18 protein-coding genes are annotated in these 20,818 nt (G+C 38.1%); 10 read left to right on the forward strand and 8 right to left on the reverse strand.

The genetic code is table 11. The features are described 5' to 3' along the window. Nucleotides 1-439: 439 nt before the first annotated feature. A complete protein-coding gene (gene sstT, locus CXF71_RS04315) occupies nucleotides 440-1,666 on the reverse strand; it encodes a serine/threonine transporter SstT (protein ID WP_101231751.1) in 1,227 nt (408 codons plus the stop codon). A gap of 180 nt (nucleotides 1,667-1,846) precedes the next feature. Between sstT and CXF71_RS04320 the strand changes: the two genes are divergently transcribed. Continuing rightward, nucleotides 1,847-2,416: a PhnA domain-containing protein gene (locus tag CXF71_RS04320; protein WP_101231752.1), complete on the forward strand. Its 570-nt coding sequence runs from the start codon at nucleotides 1,847-1,849 to the stop codon at nucleotides 2,414-2,416. Nucleotides 2,417-2,528: 112 nt separating this feature from the next. On the opposite strand, the gene fur is transcribed toward CXF71_RS04320, so the two are convergent. The 5 genes from fur to CXF71_RS04345 all read right to left on the reverse strand — a co-directional run bounded on the left by fur (nucleotide 2,529) and on the right by CXF71_RS04345 (nucleotide 5,224). Continuing rightward, nucleotides 2,529-2,972, reverse strand: coding sequence for a ferric iron uptake transcriptional regulator (gene fur / locus CXF71_RS04325; protein WP_101231753.1), 444 nt, complete (start codon nucleotides 2,970-2,972; stop codon nucleotides 2,529-2,531). A gap of 183 nt (nucleotides 2,973-3,155) precedes the next feature. After that, a complete protein-coding gene (fldA, locus tag CXF71_RS04330; protein ID WP_101231754.1) occupies nucleotides 3,156-3,680 on the reverse strand; it encodes a flavodoxin FldA in 525 nt (174 codons plus the stop codon). A gap of 36 nt (nucleotides 3,681-3,716) precedes the next feature. After that, nucleotides 3,717-3,998, reverse strand: a complete 282-nt coding sequence (gene ybfE, locus CXF71_RS04335; protein WP_101231755.1) for a LexA regulated protein — start codon at nucleotides 3,996-3,998, stop codon at nucleotides 3,717-3,719. 3 nt (nucleotides 3,999-4,001) lie between these two features. Continuing rightward, entirely contained in the window at nucleotides 4,002-4,223 is a 222-nt protein-coding gene (locus CXF71_RS04340) for a DUF2788 domain-containing protein (protein WP_033093948.1), read from the reverse strand. A gap of 212 nt (nucleotides 4,224-4,435) precedes the next feature. Beyond that, complete coding sequence (locus tag CXF71_RS04345) at nucleotides 4,436-5,224, reverse strand: alpha/beta fold hydrolase (RefSeq protein WP_101231756.1); 789 nt, start codon at nucleotides 5,222-5,224, stop codon at nucleotides 4,436-4,438. Between the two features lie 134 nt (nucleotides 5,225-5,358). On the opposite strand from CXF71_RS04345, the gene seqA reads away from it, so the two are divergent. The 5 genes from seqA (at nucleotide 5,359) to CXF71_RS04370 (ending at nucleotide 11,425) form a co-directional block, all read left to right on the forward strand. Further along, nucleotides 5,359-5,961 (forward strand): replication initiation negative regulator SeqA, encoded by a 603-nt coding sequence (gene seqA, locus CXF71_RS04350; protein ID WP_101231757.1) that lies wholly within the window; start codon nucleotides 5,359-5,361, stop codon nucleotides 5,959-5,961. Nucleotides 5,962-6,003: 42 nt separating this feature from the next. Next, the gene (gene pgm, locus CXF71_RS04355; RefSeq protein ID WP_101231758.1) at nucleotides 6,004-7,665 is read left to right on the forward strand and encodes a phosphoglucomutase (alpha-D-glucose-1,6-bisphosphate-dependent); all 1,662 of its coding nucleotides are present in this window, start codon (nucleotides 6,004-6,006) and stop codon (nucleotides 7,663-7,665) included. A 317-nt stretch (nucleotides 7,666-7,982) separates the two neighbouring features. After that, nucleotides 7,983-9,164: a thiamine pyrophosphate-dependent dehydrogenase E1 component subunit alpha gene (locus CXF71_RS04360; RefSeq protein ID WP_101231759.1), complete on the forward strand. Its 1,182-nt coding sequence runs from the start codon at nucleotides 7,983-7,985 to the stop codon at nucleotides 9,162-9,164. A 2-nt stretch (nucleotides 9,165-9,166) separates the two neighbouring features. Next, nucleotides 9,167-10,144, forward strand: a complete 978-nt coding sequence (locus CXF71_RS04365) for an alpha-ketoacid dehydrogenase subunit beta (RefSeq protein WP_101231760.1) — start codon at nucleotides 9,167-9,169, stop codon at nucleotides 10,142-10,144. Between the two features lie 30 nt (nucleotides 10,145-10,174). Continuing rightward, a complete protein-coding gene (locus CXF71_RS04370; RefSeq protein WP_101231761.1) occupies nucleotides 10,175-11,425 on the forward strand; it encodes a dihydrolipoyllysine-residue acetyltransferase in 1,251 nt (416 codons plus the stop codon). A 237-nt stretch (nucleotides 11,426-11,662) separates the two neighbouring features. Here CXF71_RS04370 and CXF71_RS04375 read toward each other — a convergent pair whose 3' ends face one another. Next, nucleotides 11,663-13,522, reverse strand: coding sequence for a M2 family metallopeptidase (locus tag CXF71_RS04375; RefSeq protein WP_198559831.1), 1,860 nt, complete (start codon nucleotides 13,520-13,522; stop codon nucleotides 11,663-11,665). A 482-nt stretch (nucleotides 13,523-14,004) separates the two neighbouring features. On the opposite strand from CXF71_RS04375, the gene CXF71_RS04380 reads away from it, so the two are divergent. The 3 genes from CXF71_RS04380 to CXF71_RS04390 all read left to right on the forward strand — a co-directional run bounded on the left by CXF71_RS04380 (nucleotide 14,005) and on the right by CXF71_RS04390 (nucleotide 17,170). Then, complete coding sequence (locus CXF71_RS04380) at nucleotides 14,005-14,634, forward strand: TetR/AcrR family transcriptional regulator (protein ID WP_101231762.1); 630 nt, start codon at nucleotides 14,005-14,007, stop codon at nucleotides 14,632-14,634. Nucleotides 14,635-15,050: 416 nt separating this feature from the next. Continuing rightward, the gene (locus CXF71_RS04385) at nucleotides 15,051-16,418 is read left to right on the forward strand and encodes a DEAD/DEAH box helicase (RefSeq protein ID WP_101231763.1); all 1,368 of its coding nucleotides are present in this window, start codon (nucleotides 15,051-15,053) and stop codon (nucleotides 16,416-16,418) included. 41 nt (nucleotides 16,419-16,459) lie between these two features. Continuing rightward, a complete protein-coding gene (locus CXF71_RS04390) occupies nucleotides 16,460-17,170 on the forward strand; it encodes a hypothetical protein (RefSeq protein WP_101231764.1) in 711 nt (236 codons plus the stop codon). 312 nt (nucleotides 17,171-17,482) lie between these two features. On the opposite strand, the gene CXF71_RS04395 is transcribed toward CXF71_RS04390, so the two are convergent. Then, nucleotides 17,483-18,415 (reverse strand): GGDEF domain-containing protein, encoded by a 933-nt coding sequence (locus CXF71_RS04395; protein ID WP_101231765.1) that lies wholly within the window; start codon nucleotides 18,413-18,415, stop codon nucleotides 17,483-17,485. A gap of 374 nt (nucleotides 18,416-18,789) precedes the next feature. Between CXF71_RS04395 and CXF71_RS04400 the strand changes: the two genes are divergently transcribed. Further along, nucleotides 18,790-20,757 (forward strand): monovalent cation:proton antiporter family protein, encoded by a 1,968-nt coding sequence (locus tag CXF71_RS04400; RefSeq protein ID WP_101231766.1) that lies wholly within the window; start codon nucleotides 18,790-18,792, stop codon nucleotides 20,755-20,757. Nucleotides 20,758-20,818 lie beyond the last annotated feature (61 nt).

Here is a 20,818-nt window from a genome sequence, read left to right on the forward strand (position 1 = left end):
TAGCGTCCTTATCAAAATCAATAACGCAGCATGTAAACCTTTTAAACTCGCCCTCTGGGAGTTTTCTCGATGTCCACTAACATAGTTAAGTTTATTTGATTTAGAATGACTAAACCGAAACAAATTTTCCTTGTTATTGAACATCGAGCAGAGCTCTGAGTTGGGAAGAAATTTAATCAAATTGGTATAAGATATTTTTACAAACCAATAACTGGTTATTGGGAGTAAAAATAACGCTGATAGGCGCTTAAATAGCGTTATTGGGCAAATTCGCTTATCCGAAGTTCAGGTTAGGTAATAAACATTAAAGAAAATAGATTAGAACAAGTTAGATTCAAATAAAAAGGCAGCTAATACCATTTGTATTAGCTGCCTTTTTTACATCTACATATAGCATTTAAATAGCGCTTAAGGTGTGAAGTTCAGCGCCTTTATAACCCTAGGCTTTTGTTATATGGTGCGATGCAGCAGCAGAAAAAACTACGTCTGTTGAACTGTTCAAAGCAGTTTCCGCGGAGTCTTGAATAACACCAATAATAAAGCCAATAGCAACAACCTGCATAGCAACATCATTATTAATACCAAATAAGCTACAGGCTAATGGAATAAGTAATAACGAACCACCAGCGACACCAGAAGCACCACAAGCTGAAATAGAGGCAACTACGGATAATAAAATAGCTGTCGCAAAGCTTACTTCAATACCCAAACTATTCGCTGCAGCCAAAGTTAATACGGTAATGGTAATTGCTGCCCCCGCCATGTTGATAGTGGCACCTAGTGGAATGGATACAGAATAGGTATCTTCATGTAAATCTAACTTTTTACACAAGGCCATATTAACCGGAATATTTGCCGCTGAGCTACGAGTGAAAAATGCGGTGATACCAGATTCTCTAAGACACGTAAACACTAAAGGGTAAGGATTTTTCTTAGTGATAATAAAAACAATTATCGGGTTAACTAGCAAAGCGATAATTAACATGGCGCTAAGTAGTACTGCTACCAAATGACTATATTCAGCTAAGGCACTAAAGCCGGTAGTAGCGATTGTATTTGCCACTAAACCAAAGATGCCCAGTGGCGCAAAACGTATTACGATTCGCACGACACTAGAAATAGCTTCGCTTAAATCATGTACCATCACCTTGCTTGATTCACTGGCATGCTTTAAGGAAAACCCTAGGCCTAATCCCCATGCAAGCACAGCAATAAAATTACCATTAGCGACCGCCGTTACAGGGTTCTCTACTACTTTAAAAGCGAGTGTAGCTAATACTTCGGTTAATTTTTGTGGAGGGTTAGCAGTAGCACCGGCAAGCTCTAAAGTTAGCTCAGTAGGAAAAGCGAAACTTAATAACACGGCAATAAAAGCCGCACTTAACGTGCCGATAAAATATAAGCTAACGATAGGTTTTAACTCTGCGCTGCTGTTGATTTTTTGATTAGCGATGGCTGAGGTAACCAAAACCAAAACAAGAATGGGTGCCACGGCTTTTAATGCGCTAACAAATAAGCTGCCTAGCATGCCAAAGGTTTTGGCTGATTCAGGTGATATTGTTGCTAATAAGCTGGCGAGTATAATAGCAACAATAATTTGGCTCACCAAACTAGTCGACTTTATTTTCTGAATAAAAGATGCGTTATGTATGTTTTCGCTCGTCATAGGTAAGCCTGTTGATAAAGGTTTTTATTATGAGCGAGTTTTATCATTGAAGAATAGTCATTGTCTAGGGCTAATTGTTAAACGATGAGAATTAGCAGTTAAAGTGAGTTTTTTCATAGAAATATAAGGTGATGCGCGTATAATTACGCCATTAAAACAACGACCATTTTTGGAAAAACTATGCCTACAGAACAAGCATTAAAAAACCGTAGCAATAATAGCTGTGAACTTTGTACCAGTACTGAAACGTTAGTAGTTTACCCTGTACCACCAACAAGCGATTTAAGTGCTCAGCAATCTATTTACCTATGTCAAAATTGTTTATCGCAAATAGAAGGTCAAAGCGAGTTAGACCTAAACCATTGGCGTTGTTTAAGTGATAGCATGTGGAATCAAGAGCCGGCGGTTCAAGTTATGTCTTACCGTATGCTGCACAAGCTTTCTTCTGAGAGTTGGGCTCAAGATGCTTTAGATATGATTTACTTAGAAGATGAAGTTAAAACGTGGGCAGAGCAAGGTTTAGCGGCAGAACGCAGAGATGGGCCAACGCGCGATAGTAATGGTGCAGAATTGCAAGATGGCGATAATGTTACCTTGATTAAAGATTTAAAAGTTAAAGGGGCAAACTTTACTGCTAAGCAGGGCACCATGGTACGTGGTATCACTTTAACTGATAATCCAGAGCATATTGAAGGCAAAGTTAATGGCACCCGTATCGTTTTGGTATCTGCTTACTTGAAAAAAGCATAGAGCCTTTTCTATTGCATAGGATTAAAAACAAAAAACGCTGTGATATTGCTATCACAGCGTTTTTTATAAAATCTATAGAATAAGGCCTAAAAGTAAGCTAATTCAAACGGCTTTATTGATTCTTCTTTCTAAATACTTCACAAGCGATTTCATCTTCACATTCACCATAAAGGTATAGGCTGTGGTTAGTAAGTTTAATCTTATGTGCAACGGCAATATCACTTTGTCTTTGCTCAATGACATTATCTTCAAATTCGACAACTTTGCCGCACTTCAAGCAAACTAAATGGTCGTGATGGGCTTTGTGTGCTAATTCAAATACTGATTTACCCCCTTCAAAATGGTGACGGGTCACGATACCAGCATCATCAAATTGGTTTAATACTCGGTATACTGTAGCTAAGCCAATTTCTTCATTTTGCTCTAATAATAATTTATAAACATCTTCGGCACTGATATGTTGATTATTTGGCTGTTGAAGAATACAAAGGATTTTTATTCTAGGCAGGGTGATTTTTAATCCAGCTCTTTTAAGTTCTTCGTTTTGCTCAGCCATATTAAGTCTCTAAAGTGATAATGTAATTTAATAGCAAAATTATAGGGGGTTATCGAGGAAGAGAAAAGCTTTAGTTTAATTCTTTGGATAAATCGCGTGCATTGGTGGTTAATGCTAAAAAAAAAGCCCAAATAATGGGCTTTTTCTATTATAACCTTGGTTTAATTAAGGTTATAGAGGTTGTTAAGCTAATTCAGCTAAACACATTTCATCATTTAGTTGAACAAGCCATTTATCAACACGCGCTTCAGTTAGCTCACTTTGTCTGTCTTCATCAATACATAAACCAATAAAAGTGTTTTCATCAACAAGCGCTTTTGACGCTTCAAATTCATAACTTTCGGTCGGCCAATTACCAACTACGATAGCGCCTTTACTCTCAACGATGTCGCGTAATGGCTCCATAGCGTCACAAAAGTATTCCGAGTAATCTTCTTGATCACCTAAGCCGTAGATTGCCACTAGCTTATCAGTAAAGTCTATTGCTTCTAATTCAGGTAAAAAATCATCCCAATCACATTGGTTTTCACCGTAATACCAGGTAGGAATACCTAAAATAAGTAAATCGAACTCAGCGATTTCCTCTTTAGTGCTTTTGGCAATGTCTTTAACATCAACCATTTGCTTACCCAATTTTTTCTGGATCATTTTACCAATTGCTTCAGTATTACCTGTATCACTGCCGAAGAATAAACCTACGATTGCCATGAAATGCTACCTTATTGTGCTTTCTAAAAAAGAATATTACTTAATGTGTGCTGCTAATGATTCTATTAACAGCGACTCTATTAATTCGCTACGACTCATTTGTTGAGTTTCAGCTAACTGCTCTAATTGTTCGAATAAACTGTGATGGACTTTAAACTCAACTCGTTTTAAGCCATTATTTTTATCACGTTTTACTTGATTTCGTTTGTTTATTTTTATCTGCACACTACGCGAGTTTGGATTCGTTTTCGGACGTCCAGGACGTCTTTCATCACTGAACAAGTCGATAGTGGTTAAGTCCGTTATTTCTTTTGCCATGAGTTAGCCAACACCCTGACTTTCCCAGATAAACTGGATAATACCTTTAGCAATAAAACCGGCACAGCCTAAAAATAAAACAAAATATACCACCACTTTACCCATTTTTGGCACGTCGTTTTTATTCATCACATCATAAATAGAAAGACCGATAAAGCCAAAGATAAAAAGGAAAAATAAATTAAGGCCAATAGCCTCAATAAGCTCTAAATGTTCTGCTAGCATAGTGATTGATTGTTTCTTATTACGCTAAGGCCAAATAAAACTAAGGCCAAAAAATTGGCCGCATTATAGCATACCCTTTGCGCCATTCCATTAGCATTTTGGGCTATTAGGAAAATAATCATAACGTTTGGTGGTCGTAAGCATTTTGATCTTTATCAATGATAGTGGAAGTCGACCAATATAAGTCCTATTTTATTAATCGTTTTAAGTGATTATGTCTTAATGAAGTCAGCGACGATTTTATTAAAAGCAATAGTCTTTTCAGCATGAAGCCAATGGCCCGCACCTTGAATTATTTTTGCGGTGCTGTTGGGCAAAAGTGCCATGATAGCTTCTTTATACTCAGGTAGAATATAATCAGAATGACCACCTTTAATGAACAAGGTTGGTCTTAAGTAAGCTGTTCTATTCGCGGGTAGTTCATTAGCTTTCATCACTTGTGGATAACATAAGCTAATATCGGCAAGACTACATTTAAATGCAAACTTACCTTGTGAGTCTAAGGCTAGGTTACGTAATAAAAACTGTCTAACGCCGATGTTATCGACATAGGGTGCTAGTTGCGTATCAGCATCTTTTCGTTTGACAACGAGCGATAAATCGGTCGCTTGTAAACCCTCTATTATTCTTAAATGATGTGCGGGGTAACTTACCGGTGCAATATCAGCTACTAGCAACTTTGTAATACGGTCAGGTTGCTCCAAAGCGACTTGTATCGCTATTTTTCCACCCATCGAATGACCGAGTAATACACAAGTGTCAATTTTCAAATAATCTAATAAGTTGATCACGTCTTGAGCTAATTCAGCGTATTCCATGGTACTCGCATGGAACGAATTACCATGATTCCTAACATCGACACTGGTAACACAATAGTCTTGGGATAATGGCTTTGCCACCATGTTAAGATTTTCTAAACTACCAAATAATCCATGTATTAGTACTATGTGTTTACCCGTACCAATTTGTTTATAGTTTAGTATTTCAGCTTGTTTTATCATGATAATATTATTTTCTATTTGCTCATTATTAACAATATTGTCATGTTTTTAGCGACTATTTGCAAATAAATGAGTTCAACCGACTGGCATTTCCCTATATAATCTTCCGCGAATTATTTAAGTTAAGGGTAACAATGAAAAACATCGAAATAGATGAAGAGCTTTATCAATATATTGCCACCAATACTCAGTTCATTGGTGAAAGTGCCTCTGCCATTTTACGTCGTTTACTAAACTTGGGTTTAGAAGCCGAGGTAAAAACCGTTACCGTTAACGAACCTCCTGCTGTGCTTGAAGTTAAAACGCAGCTAGAGTCTGAAAGCTTAGCTGTAAAAACTGAAATTACAGAGACTAAAAAGTCTGAGAATAACGCTGCAGTTATCGTTACACCAATCAGTCATGAAACAGTGTTTAACTTTATTAATAAAGAAGAGTTGGCCATGCAACGTGGTGCGGTCGGTCGGTTCTTATTAATTCTTGCCGCATTATATCGTGCTCACCCTGAACAGTTTTCAGTAGTGACAGAAATAAGTGGTCGTGATCGATTATACTTTGCTAATAGTGAAAATAAATTAGCCGAAAGTGGTAGCAGTACTAAGCCTCGTCAAATACCAGAAAGTCCTTTTTGGGTGATTACCAACTCTAACACCACACGTAAAAAAATGATGTTAACCAAAGCATCAATATCATTAGGTTATAGTGATATTGATGTTGAAAAAATTCGAGAGTTGCTTTAGTGAAGTAACGCTGACTAATACCGATAATAATAAGAAGAAAATATGAGTATCCACCCTTTTGCCGGTAAACCTGCTCGTCCCGAAGATAGAATTAATATTGGTCAGTTAGTCAGTGACTATTTTTTACAAGTTCCTGATGTCAACCTAGCCACAGAGCAAGTTAGGTTTGGCACTTCGGGTCACCGAGGTAGTGCCAGTAAGCGTAGTTTCAATGAGCAGCACATTATTGCTATTTGCCAAGCTATTGCGGAATATCGACAACAAAATGCTATTGATGGCCCTCTTTTCTTAGGTAAAGATACCCACGCGTTATCTGAACCAGCTTTTGCTAATGCTATTTCGGTACTTGTTGCAAATGGCGTTAATGTCGTAATACAAAGCGACGCTTTATCAGGAAATGGCTATACTCCGACGCCAGTGATATCTCGTTTAATCATTAGTCATAATAAATCTGATGCTGACAATATTGCTGATGGTATTGTTATTACTCCTTCGCATAATCCACCCAGTGATGGTGGTATTAAATATAACCCACCCCATGGTGGTCCGGCGGAAGGCGACATTACCAAAAAAATTGAGCAGCGGGCTAATGAAATAATTACCGCAGGCTTAATTGATGTTAAGCAACGGCCTTACCCTGAAGCGTTACAATCGCCTTTGCTAAGTAAAGAAAACTTTATTAGCCATTATGTTGACCAGCTTGATCAAGTTATTGATATGGCGGCAATTTCAAAAGCGGGTATCACTATTGGTGTTGATCCGTTGGGCGGTTCAGGGATCGGCTACTGGCCGATTATAGCCAAAAAATATCAGTTGAATATGACTATTGTTAATGAAGTCGTTGATAGTAGTTTTGCTTTTATGCCATTAGATAAAGATGGCAAAATTCGCATGGATTGTTCGTCAAAATATGCCATGGCAGGATTAATTGCCATGAAAGATGATTTCGATATAAGTGTTGGTAATGATCCTGATTTTGACCGACATGGTATTGTTACGCCCACTGGTGGTTTAATGAACCCTAATCATTACCTTGCCGTTGCCATTCACTACCTAATGACTCATAGAGATTGGCCAACAAGTTGTAAAATAGGCAAAACCTTAGTTTCTAGCTCCTTGATTGATAGAGTTGCTAAACAACTTTCACGCCCGTTATCAGAAGTACCGGTAGGTTTTAAGTGGTTTGTCGATGGCTTGGCTGATGCTAGCTATGCCTTTGGCGGTGAAGAAAGTGCTGGAGCGTCTTTTCTCTCTCGTGATGGAAGTACGTGGACTACAGATAAAGATGGTTTTATCTTGGCTTTACTCGCGGCAGAGATTCTTGCTGTTACCGGAAAAGACCCTTATCAGTATTATCTTGAGCTAACTAAAACCCTAGGCGAACCTTGCTATGGCCGGGTTGAGGCAGTTGCTTCTTTCGAACAAAAACAGGTACTAACAGCGTTATCAAGTGATGATGTCAAAGCACAAACACTTGCAGGTGACAAAATCATCCAGGTGCTTTCTCATGCTCCCGGTAATAATGCTGCAATAGGTGGTATAAAAGTGGTAACAGATAACGGTTGGTTTGCCGCTCGTCCTTCAGGTACAGAGGATATTTATAAAATTTATGCTGAAAGTTTTATAAATGAAAAACACTTAGAAATCATTATTAGTGAAGCACAAGCTATTGTTAGTGCTTCATTTGAAACGGCAGGCTTGTAAGTTACTGCTATTTAAGGGTTATCGCTAAATCGAGTGATAACCCTCTATTCCTTCTAAATCCCCTCTACCTCTGTTTTAACTCCACTGTAAAGAATATTGCTCATTTTTGGTGACTTTCATGGCAATTCATTGTCTTTGTTTATTGAATGTCAGTTGACGTAAAGGTAAAGTTTGAATAAGTTATTACGGCGTACCTACTTCTCACTTAGGGGCAGGTATAAATTAGCTATACTAAAAAAAATAATTAATCCTAGCTATACATTTTCGCAGACGCTAATCGCAATTATATTGTGTGTTAGGGGAACAGAGAGAACATTATGAGCACAGAAATTTATGATGATGGACCAGTGGTGCATCAGCCTACTTTTATCGACGGAACCAGTGTTGAAATTCCTGAACTGAGAATTTTACGCCAAAACGGTACAACTTATCCCAAGGCTGATTTACCCGATATAGATCAAGCGTTAGCGACAAAAATTTATCAAACTCTTGCCTTTCATCGTGTATTAGATGAACGTATGGTGGCATCACAACGTCAAGGTCGTTTGAGTTTCTATATGACGGCTTTAGGTGAAGAAGCTGCCAGTGTTGGTGGTGCTGCGGCATTGCAGCCGCAAGATATGATAATGATGCAATATCGTGAACAAGGCACATTAATGTTTCGTGGTTTTAGTATCGAAAACTTTATGAACCAAATGTTTAGTAATGCTGAAGATTTAGGTAAAGGCCGTCAAATGCCGATACATTACGGCTCTAAAGAACTGAACTGTATGACGGTATCTTCAACACTTGCTACGCAAATACCTCAAGCAGCAGGTTATGCTTACGGGCAAAAATTACAGGGACTTGATGCGGTTACCCTTTGTTACTTTGGTGAAGGCGCGGCATCAGAAGGTGACTTCCATGCCGGTTTAAATATGGCAGCAGTACAAGAAGCGCCAGTTATATTTTTCTGTCGAAATAATGGTTATGCGATTTCTACACCTACCGATGAGCAATTTAAAGGTAACGGTATTGCTTCTCGTGGTGTTGGTTATGGCATGAAAACCATTCGTATTGATGGCAATGACATTCTTGCTGTACTTAAAGCCACGCAAATTGCGCGTGCTTATGCGGTAAAAGAAAGTAAGCCAGTGTTAATTGAAGCGATGTCTTATCGTCTTGGAGGGCATTCTACCTCTGATGACCCGTCGGGTTATCGTACCAAGGAAGAAGAAGCGAAATGGCAGAGTCATGATCCTGTTGCACGTATGAAAAACTGGATGCTTAAACAAAAGTGGTGGGATGAAGTAAAAGAAACTGCCCTGTTCGAAAAGTACAGAGAAGAAGTATTAGCCGCAGTAAAAGTAGCTGAGAAAATAGATAAACCTCATATAGATACCATGATAACCGATGTTTATGATGTACCAACAGCGCAGTTAAAAGCGCAGTTAGATGCAGTGAAAGCACATGTCAACAAATACCCAGAAGCTTACCCATTTACCGCAGGGAAATTTTAATCATGGCGCAAATTAATTTATTACAGGCTATTAATAGCGCACTTGATATTGCCATGGCTGAAAATGAGCGCACGGTTTGTTTTGGTGAAGATGTTGGTCATTTTGGTGGTGTATTTCGCGCGACAAGTGGTTTACAAGAAAAATATGGTAAAGCGCGTTGCTTTAACAGCCCGCTAGTAGAGCAGGGCATCATTGGTTTTGCTAATGGTTTAGCTGCTCAAGGCACTGTTGCTATTGCTGAAATTCAATTTGCCGATTATATTTTTCCGGCTTTTGATCAAATCGTTAATGAAGCCGCTAAATTTCGTTACCGTACTGGTAATGAATTCAATGTGGGTAAATTGACTATTCGTAGTCCGTACGGTGGTGGTATTGCTGGTGGCTTGTATCATAGTCAATCACCTGAAGCTTATTTTGCTCATACGCCTGGCTTAAAAGTTGTTATTCCACGTAATCCGTATCAAGCTAAAGGCCTATTGCTTGCTTCTATTCGTGATGATAATCCGGTGGTGTTTTTTGAACCAAAGCGTTTATATCGTGCCTCGGTTGGTGAAGTACCTGAAGAAGATTATCAATTACCACTAGGTAAAGCTGAAGTGGTACAAACGGGTACAGATATTACTTTACTCGCTTGGGGCGCACAGATGGAAATCATTGAAAAAGCGGCACAAATGGCTAGCAATGATGGTATCTCTTGTGAGGTAGTCGATTTACGTACTATTTTACCTTGGGATATAGAAACGATTACTAATTCTGTCATGAAAACTGGCCGTTTACTTATTAGTCAAGAAGCGCCATTAACGGCCGGTTTTGCTAGTGAAATTGCTGCAACCGTTCAAAGTGAATGTTTCTTACACCTTGAATCGCCCATTGCACGAGTTTGTGGTTTAGATACGCCATACCCTTTAGCGTTAGAAAAAGAATATGTTAGCGATCATCTAAAAGTGTATGAAGCCATTAAAAAGACCGTTAACTTTTAACGATAACTCTCTATTAGCAGGAAACAGAACATGAGTATTGATTTTATATTACCTGATATTGGTGAAGGTATCGTTGAGTGTGAACTCGTCGAATGGTTAGTTAAAGAAGGTGAAGTGATTGTTGAAGATCAGCCTATTGCTGATGTGATGACGGATAAAGCGTTAGTGCAAATACCTTCTATGTATTCAGGCGTTGTGGAAAAGCTTTTTTATAAACAAGGTGATATTGCCAAGGTACATTCGCCACTTTTTTCTATGACCCCTGAAGGTGACATCAGTGCTAATGATACTGTTGAAGCTGAACCTGAATCTAAGCCTAAGTCCGAAGTTAAGCCGGAAGTTAAAACACCAGCGGAGAGCGTAAAAGCAGAGCCGGTTGTTTGTAACACTAAAGACAATGCAAAAGCGCTAGCAAGCCCAGCGGTTAGACGTGTAGCACGTGAACTTGATATTAATATTCATCAAGTTGAAGGTAGTGGTAAAAAAGGCCGTGTCTATAAAGATGATGTGGTTGCTTATAGCCAAAATGGCGCAAGTGTTGTATCAACTCTAGTTGCCGGTGGCGGTGCTATCGGTGGTACAAGTGTCGAGCCAATTCGCGGTATTAAGAAAATTATGGCAACCGCGATGCAAAATAGTGTCAGTACTATTCCACACTTTACTTATTGTGAAGAAATTGATTTAACTGAACTTATCGCTTTACGTGGCGAATTAAAAGAAGTCTACGCTAAGCAAGATATCAAATTAACTATGATGCCTTTCTTTATGAAAGCTATGTCATTGGCGATTAAAGAATATCCATTGGTTAATACAAAAGTAAATGATGATTGCACCGAGCTTACTTATTTTAATGATCATAATATTGGTATGGCTGTTGATTCTAAAGTGGGCTTACTTGTACCGAATATTAAACAGGTACAAACTAAGTCAATATTGGATTTAGCTAACGACATTATGCGCTTAACAAATGATGCTCGTAGTGGACGTGTTGCCAGTGAAGATCTAAAAGGTGGCACTATTACTATTTCTAATATTGGTGCAATAGGCGGCACTGTGGCGACGCCTATTATTAATAAACCCGAAGTAGCTATTGTTGCATTGGGCAAGTTGCAAAAATTACCACGCTTTAATGAGCAAGGTGACGTTGTAGCACGCAGTATTATGCAAGTAAGTTGGTCTGGTGATCATAGAGTTATCGATGGCGGCACTATCGCGCGTTTTTGTAACTTATGGAAGTCATTCCTGGAGAAGCCAAGTCATATGTTAGTTCATATGAGCTAGTGACTAAATAATACAGAGTTAAGTTACTTATTTTCTAGTACTTAATTTTATACCCGTGACCATTCAAAATGCTCTGAATCGACCATTTTGAATGATTATGGGTATAGTATTAAAAAAGCCCCGTTATCTTCAAGTATTAACCAATGTTAGTACCTGAAGATAACGGGGCTTTTTGTTTATAGGCCATTAACTTAATTGAAGTTAATGGCCTATATTAATTTATGTGTTTTTTAACCATTAAAAGCCACATTGTTTACCTTGGTTTTTGTTTTTCAACCAAACATGTAACGGTGCAAAGTAATCTAAAATTGCGCTAGCGTCCATTTGCTCATTACCAGTAATCACTTTATAAGCTTGTTGCCATGGTTGGCTTGAACCCATTTCTAGCATGGTATTAAGAGCAGTGCCGGCTTCTTTTGAGTTGTATATAGAACAACGGTGAATTGGGTCTGTATTACCTGAAATTTCACATAACGCACGATGGAATTCAAATTGTTGAATGTGTGCTAAGAAATAGCGGCTATAAGGAACGCCACCAGGTACGTGGTATTTAGCGCCTGGGTCGAATGCATTCACATCGCGACCTATAGGAGCAGCAACACCTTGGTACTTCTCACGTAATTCCCACCATGCAGTGTTGTAGTTTTCAGGGGTAATTTCACCAGAGTAAACTTTCCAACGCCATTGATCAACCATCAAGCCAAACGGGATAAAAGCTATTTTATCAAGTGCTTGCTTCATTAATAAACCGATATCTTTTGATTCATCAGGAATGGTGTCAATTAAGCCAATTTCTTTTAAGTATTTAGGCGTAACTGATAAAGCAATGGTATCGCCAATGGCTTCATGGAAACCGTCATTCGCACTGTTTTGGAAGTATACTGGTTGGTCTTTATAAGCACGCTGATAGAAGTTATGACCTAACTCATGATGAATAACATTAAATTCTTCACCTGTTTTTTGGATACACATCTTAATACGAATATCATCTTTTGCATCAAGGTCCCATGCGCTGGCGTGACAAACTACGTCTCTATCGGCAGGTTTAGTGAATAATGAACGTTCATAAAAGGTTTCAGGTAAAGCGTCAAAGCCTAATGAAGTGAAGAATTTTTCAGCGCCTCTAACCATTTGTATTTCATCGTAGTTATGTGAAGCTAACTGCTTAGTTACATCATAACCAGGATCGGCATCTTCAGGAGCAACTAAATCATATATATTGCCCCAAGATTGTGCCCACATATTACCCAATAAATGTGCTGGAATAGGTTTGTCTTGCGCCACTTTATCAGTACCGTAAGTTTCACCTAGCTCTGTTCTTACATAACAATGCAAGTCATCATATAAAGGTTTTACTTGTCCCCATAAACGATCAAGCTCTTTAGCAAAATCATCTGCAGGCATATCATAATTTGAACGCCACATGGCGCCTAAATCTTTATAACCAAGTCCTTTAGCGCCTTCATTTGCCAGCTCAGCTTGACGAGTATAAAGAGGCTTCATTTCTGGACTAATTTCACGCCATCCAGACCACATTTCTAGTAATTCATCATAATCACGAGAATTGGCCATTGTAGCGGTCATATCGCCTAAGCTTAGTTTTTTACCTGCTTTAGTGGTATAGCTACCTTTACCATAAATGCTACCAAGTTTAGCGCCAATGTTGGCAAGTTCAGCAGATTTGACTGAATCTTGTGGAGCGGGCATAACCAAGCTTTGCTTTAATATGTTTAATTGACGTCGTTGAGTTGAGTTAACCTCTACGTTATCAAATGTAGCAGCTTTCATTGCATATCTAACACCAGCATCGGTCGACTTTTGATCGGCATCAGCGGCTAAGGCTGCTGTGTCTTCGGTGATAAAGTTGGCATAAATCCATGCGGCACGAGAACCTTCTAAATTCAAAGTCACCATTTCTTTGGCTACATTATCTAAGAATTGTTGTGCATCGGCTGAGGTTAATGGTGCTTGAACACTCATAGCTGTTACTTTTTCTACTGGCGCTTGTTGACTTGATTCTTGACTGCACGCGGTTAAAGAGGCGGCAATCACTAAAGCAAGACCTGTAAACTTAAATGTTGTTTTTATCTGTTTCATTTTTATAATCATTATTAAAGAGACGTTGTTAGGTGGAGCTAGTATATAAAATTGTTGGATTGATACAAAGTTTATAATGGAAATAGTTACTTAGGTGGGATTCGCTCGAATTTTAAGCAAAAAAAAGCTCATTCAAAAGAATGAGCAAACTACAACATGAAAGAGGGTTGAGATATAAAAACAATAATAAACAAAAACAATGGTATATAAGGGAGTCATTAATGCAGAGAGTTATTAAATTCAATGCTTGCCTGAAACTGAGATAATAATAAATGCTATGCCTGTGTTTTACTGTATAGATACCGTAACGATTTGTAATAGAGCATGTGGTAGACTACTTACTAAATTAATCTAATTTGTCGCTTTTAAAAGCTTGACCTATTTACAAATAATACGCTATTTTAAACGCATGTTTAAAATAGTCGTTTAATTTAGATGCTAAATCGTTAAATTATCAAAACAGCAAACAGTAGAAGTGAAGTATGAGTACCAAAAATAAAATATTAGATGCCGCCGATGTACTTTTTGCCAATAAAGGCTTTAATGGTACATCTTTAAGAGAAATTACTAGTCAAGCTAATGTCAACTTAGCGGCAGTAAACTATCATTTTGGCTCTAAAAAAGAGTTAATCAAAGCGGTTATGTCTCGCTACATGGATGAATTATCTCCTCGATTAGAGTCTGCGCTTTCACTCATATGCCAAAGTGAGCTCAAACCAACCTTACACGAAGTGTTTTCTGCTTTTATAGGCCCACTATTATACCTTAATGAGTTTAAAGAAAATGGTACCAGTACCTTTTTGCAGTTATTAGGGCGTGGTTATACCGATAGTCAGGGATTTTTACGCTGGTTTTTAACAACTCAATATCCTGATGTTTTTACTAATTTTACCAAAGCAGTAAACATAGCCTACCCAGAGTTAAGTGCGGAAGAAATATTTTGGCGTTTGCATTTTACTATGGGTACCATCGTTTTTACTATGTCATCAAGTGAAGCCTTAATTGACATTGCTCAAAATGACTTTAACAATAAGTTAGATATAGCAGGGGTTATCGAGCGAGTTATTCCTTATGTTGCAGCGGGCGTTGCAGCGCCAATTATTCATAATTAGCTTCCGTTATCGGTCAACTATTACTTGCCTTGTTATTCGGTTAAATACAGGGTCAAGTAATAATGCTACGACTACCGACGGTACTTCAAACTAGCTAAAACCTTCCTAAATACTCACACTTTTGTTGTATACCGAGATAAGATCATCACCAAAGTGATTTATTTACATACAACGTCGATCTACGCTGGCGCATTCAGAAGACTTAGTTTAAAAGGCTTCTATGTAGCATTGTTGACTTGGATAAGGGCATAACGATTCACTTCAATCTAGCGCTTGTCTGCAAACCTTCTAATTCAAGATAAATGATCAATAAATTATTCAAGACAAGTTCTGCTTTTAACAACAATTTGTATTATAATCCGCCCCAATTATGCTATTTCAGTATTTTACGAGTTTATTTAGGGTTTAGGTGACATATGAGTGTTGATGCAATTGGCTTATCAGCGGATTTATTAAAAGCGGTTAAAGAGTGTGGTTATAAAAATTTAACCCCTATTCAACAAGAAGCAATTCCAGTTATTCGCCAAGGTACTGATCTTTTAGCAAGTGCACAAACGGGTACGGGTAAAACAGCTGCTTTTAGCTTGCCTATTTTAGATGCTATTGCTAAAGCTAATCATGCTGCGAATAGCTCGACTAGTTCTACAGATGAAGAATCTGAGAATGTTAAAAGTGCTTCAGGTCAAGCTATACGTGCGTTGATATTGACACCTACCCGTGAACTTGCCAATCAAGTTAGCGATAACATCAAACAGTTTAGTCAATATTTACCAGTCAAATGTGGTGTGGTATATGGTGGCGGTAAAATGGTATCACAAACAAAGATGCTAAAGCAGGGGCTTGATGTCTTAGTGGCGACACCGGGGCGCTTGTTAGAGCACTTAGCGCTGCATAATGTTGACTTATCACAAGTGAAATTTCTTGTGTTAGATGAAGCAGATCGCATGTTAGATATGGGCTTTCTAAACGATATTGAAAAACTATTGTTAGCGGTTAAGCATAAGCATCAAACCTTGATGTTTTCTGCCACTTTTTCAGACCGCGTCAAGTCATTAGCAAATCAGTTATTAAAATCACCAAAAACAATCAGTGTCTCTAAAGAAAATACGACGTCCGGTAAAATAAAACAGGCCGTTTATTGGGTTACTGAAGAGCGTAAGCGAGAATTACTTTCAGAGATTATTGGTGTTAATAATTGGAAGCAAGTACTTGTATTTGCAGGCACAAAAGAAAGTGCAAATACCTTAGCACAAGAATTAAAGCTTGATGGAATAAAGGCCGCATTATGTCACGGTGATAAAACTCAAGGCGCAAGAAATAAGGCTTTAGAGCAATTTACTGAAGGCAAAGTGCGTGTATTAGTCGCTACAGATGTTGCAGCTCGTGGTTTAGATATACCAGATCTTGCTTATGTAGTTAACTTTCACTTACCATTTTTACCTGAAGATTATGTCCACCGTGTTGGTCGTACAGGTAGAGCGGGTAAGTCAGGCACAGCAATTTCTTTAGTAAGTCCTAAAGATGAACGCTTTTTAGAAAACATTGAGCAATTAATTGAACGCAAGTTTGAACGTATTATTGCGCCTGGTTATGAATTTAATCGCTTAGAAGCGAGTGAATACCAAGAAGCAGCGGTAAAGCGTGATAGTAAAAATAGATATCGTGCAACCCAAGAAAAGAATCAAAATTTAGCTAAAAAAGACGTAAAAACTAAAGCTGTTGGTAAAAATAAAACTGCTCGAACAAGCACTAAATACAACAGTAAGATTCAGAAGAAGCGTTAAGCTTTGCCTGAACAGCTCACTAATAGTAAGTTAACAAAACAGTGATAAGACCTATAATCATAACCGAAACCCCTTTTGATAAAAGGCATTGTTGCTGGTTTTGTGGTGAGCCTAGTCATGCCGTTTTTATTTTTCCCTCTTATAGTTCAGCCTTTTCTTATGAGAGTGATAAGTACTTATCACTCTCTAGTTCACATCCGGTAATTTCTGTTCCTGCTTGTCGCGAATGCCAAAAATTGGCTAATAAAGCTGAAGAAAGTACAATTTTGGCAGTAAGAGCTAATGTAAAAAAACAATTAATACAACGCTATGCTAAAGATCTAGCTATCGGTGTTAATTGGACTGAGCAAGAATTGGCGACCAGTGAATTTGAGCAAGGGAATTTTGCGGGTTTTGCTCGAAGCGCCTGGTTTATGTATGAAGTGGCAAAAACAAGAGTAAGCTACCTAGCTTGGCCATTAGTGGCTAATGGTATTGAACTTGAAGAGATTGACCTTGAGGAAATACAAGCGGAGACTTTTAGCTTTGATGGTGTGTTGTATCCCTCTTTATCTGATGCTATTAATCATTATGCAAAGATATTTTTATTAGATGAACACTATGTTATCGCTGTTTTACAACACTTGGGCAATGGCGATATAGACGAGAAATCATTTGCCCAAGCCGTTCGTTTTTGTCGGTTATTGGTTAATGCGAGCCCAAGTGAGCGTAAAGTAGCCTTTAATAATCTCGTCGCTAAAAATCAGAGATGATTTAGTGATTGTTAGCGGTTAATACCCATTCTACTTGAATAGGCTTGTTTCAGGAAACCTGAACGAATCATAATCAAGGCACCTTTTTTAGTTTAGGGTTATTCAGGAGAATATGCTCCTGCATTCTCTAATAAACTACATGTAGCGTCCTTAACAACAAATGTAACGACAGGGATGATTTGCTCAGTTTCGCCAAAGGACTGGTTTATGAACGCTTTATGCTACGTTATTGATTTCGACAATAGAATAACTATTCTCTTCAATAAATGCTTTACCTAAAGGCGTTTATAATTCCAACTAAATCCTGCATTTTCAAGTCGAACGGGTATGTACCACACTTAAACGCTTAGCTGCTTGCATCTTGCTGCGGTAGAGCGTTTCATCAGCTCGTTCAAAAAAGCTAACTTCATTATCCGCTCTATTCATAAAGGTTGAACCTATACTGCAGCCGAGTTGATATTTGTTTAACAGTACATTACTCGTTAACGCTAGGTTTATTCTGCTTTCGATAATAGCTAATGCGCTATCGTTTGCATTTTCAACGATAATAGCAAACTCATCGCCGCCGAATCTAAATACACTATCAGAGTCGCGGATACATAGTCGTAAAACATTGGCAAATTCTTGTAAAACTAAATCGCCAGTAACATGACCATGCGTATCATTAATTATTTTGAATTTATTCAAGTCACCTAAAACTAAACCAACTAAACTATGATGGCGATTTGCATTATGCATTGCTCGTTTTAATTGTTCGTCAAAATATCGGCGATTACCAAGACCAGTCAAGGAGTCTTGCATAGCAAGTTCCATCGCTGCATGATAAGCAATGGCATTTTTAAGGGGGTGTAATAAACATTGGTGAAGGTGCTCTAACACTTTATAGTTCGTTAAGCTGATAGGGCTATTGATGCCATAGCTGAGTGTACCGATAAAATCATCAGCGTTTTTTAACTCAAACCGACGCTCTTGTTTAGCCTTTCGACTACCACGTAACACTTTATTCAAGTTCTGGCTTTTAAAATATAAACCTGAAAAATCAACGTATCTAGTCGCTTCTATTGCAAAAATATTTAACAGCTCATCTATATCAAGTGTAGTTTGTAGTTTCGTCATCAGTGCTAATACTTGACGTTTATCAAAAACAGTATTAGTAAAAGTTTCAGCAACAAGCGCATCAGTGCTTAATGTACTATAGGTATTGAAGGGGGAGAATCTATTATCAAGTACGTTTAGTGTTTGCATACTACAACCTCATTAACTTTATCTTATAGTGTCAATTGATAATTTAAGAATGCCCTTAGAGCATATTTTGACACTATTGTTAGCTATATAGATGAAAGCAAAAAACGTACCAGCTATGTTAATATTTATTAATCATTAGGAAGTTGTTAGGTAATAAATTAATTTAAATATTTTAACTAATTGAAATATAGTTTTTTTTGTTGCTAAAATACTTTAAGGCTAGGTAAACTAGAGTTAAGATGAGTCTTTGTTATGTCTTGAGTCATTCCTTTGGCGGCAATAATTTGCCGCTCAAAAAACAAGCTGATTTTTGTGGGGACATTGTTAGTTCCTAGCATTAGCTAAGTAAAGCAAAGTAAAATAAAGGAAGTTGTGTGAGCGGATATTTTGAAATTCTTGCGATATTAACCTGTGCCGTTTTTGTGGTGTGGCTGTTTCGTCGAATTAAATTACCGGCAATACTCGCTTATTTAGTCGCTGGCGTGATCGTTGGTCAACATGGTTTAAATATCGCTCATGATCAAGTTGACTATGATCACTTTGCTGAGTTAGGAATTGTCTTTTTACTTTTTACCCTTGGCCTTGAATTCTCTGTGCCACGGTTAATGGCTATGCGTCACTTAGTTATCTCGGTAGGTAGTTTACAAGTAGCTATCTCACTGCTTGTCTTTATGATTACAGGCATATTCTTCGGTTTAAGTATACCTGCAGCATTTGTAGTCGGTAGTATATTAGCGCTTTCTTCAACCGCCATTGTTATTAGACAATTAAGTGAAAGTGGCGCAATGAAGCGAAAGTCAGGACAGCTTTCTGTCGCGATTCTACTTTTCCAAGATGTTGCCGTTGTTCCCTTATTAATTATCATCCCTATGTTGGCACTTGATAGCCAAACCTCAATGTTTTGGGCATTAATGCTTGCCATGGTAAAAGGTGTTGTGGTGGTCGCCTTACTATTATTAGTGGGTAAATGGCTATTGCCAAAAGTCTTTAATATTATTGCGCAAGTACGTACGGATGAACTCTTTGTATTAACGACATTATTAGTGACCTTATTAGCAGCAGCTTTCACGCAATGGTTCGGCTTATCTATGGCGCTAGGTGCGTTTCTTGCGGGCATGATGTTAAGTGAGAGTGAATATAAGCATCAACTCGAAGCCGATATCAGGCCATATAGAGATATTTTATTAGGACTATTCTTCATCACCGTTGGTATGAAGTTAGATGTTGGCTTACTGGTTACATCACCGTTTAGTTTATTAGGTTTGATGGTTTGCTTTATGGCAATTAAGGTGATGGTAATTAAAACCCTTGCCGTCAAAGCAGGCGAATCAAGTAAAGACGCTTGGGCATCGGGTATTATGCTGGCACAAATGGGCGAATTTGGTTTTGTATTAATTGCGCTTGCCAGTCAAAGTCATGTGTTGCCATTGGATGTAGCTTCTATGTTACTGGGTGCAGGGGTAGTTAGTATGGCAATTACACCTTACATGATGAATAACGCCAGATCTTGGGCACTCTTTTTGAGTCAAGAAAAAACGCCCGACTTATTAGATTTATCTCAATTACCTGAAAATAACATCCTAGAAAATCATGTAATAATTTGTGGCTTTGGCCGAGTTGGACAAACTGTTAGCCGATTTTTAAAACAGGATAAAATTGATTTTGTAGCCATTGATGTTGATCCACTTCGCACACAAAAAGCGAGGGAAGCAGGAGAAAAAGTGCTCTTTGGCTCATCTCGTCAAACAGAAGTACTTAACGCTGCTCATTTGTCAAAAGCTAAGTTGGTGGTTATTGCCTTTGGTGATGACAAACAATCAATTGAAGTCATCCAAAAAATAAGAACAATGAATGCTGAAGTGCCTATTTTAGTGAGAACACGTAATGATGACCAACTTAACGCCCTACAAGCTGCGGGAGCTAATGAAGTTGTTCCGGAAAGCTTAGAAGGTAGTTTGATGTTAGTGTCACAAGTTTTATCGTTATCAGGCGTACCATTTTCTCGAATTATGCGACGCGTACAAAAAGAGCGTAAAAATCACTATAACCACCTACATGGGTTTTTCCAGGGCGAACAAACTGATATGAGCTCGGGAGCTATTGACCGCATTGAGTTCGCTCATGCTATCCTTATTAACAACAATTCTTTTGCCAGTGGTAAAACACTTACCTCATTATCTTTAGAGCAGCGTCGTGTTCATATTGTCGCCTTACATCGCGATGATGTCGAAATTGAATCTCCAGATTTAGAGACCATATTACAAAATCAGGATACTTTAGTTGTCAGAGGAAAGCCTAGAAGAGTAGAGCGGGTAGAGCGTTTTCTACAAGAAGGTAATTAGCGGGTATAGATGATTTTAGAGAATATTCTTAAAAAATTTATATTTAAAGAACAGTCAGCTC

This window comes from Colwellia sp. 12G3, from assembly GCF_002836775.1.
In the GTDB taxonomy this organism is placed as follows: domain Bacteria; phylum Pseudomonadota; class Gammaproteobacteria; order Enterobacterales; family Alteromonadaceae; genus Colwellia.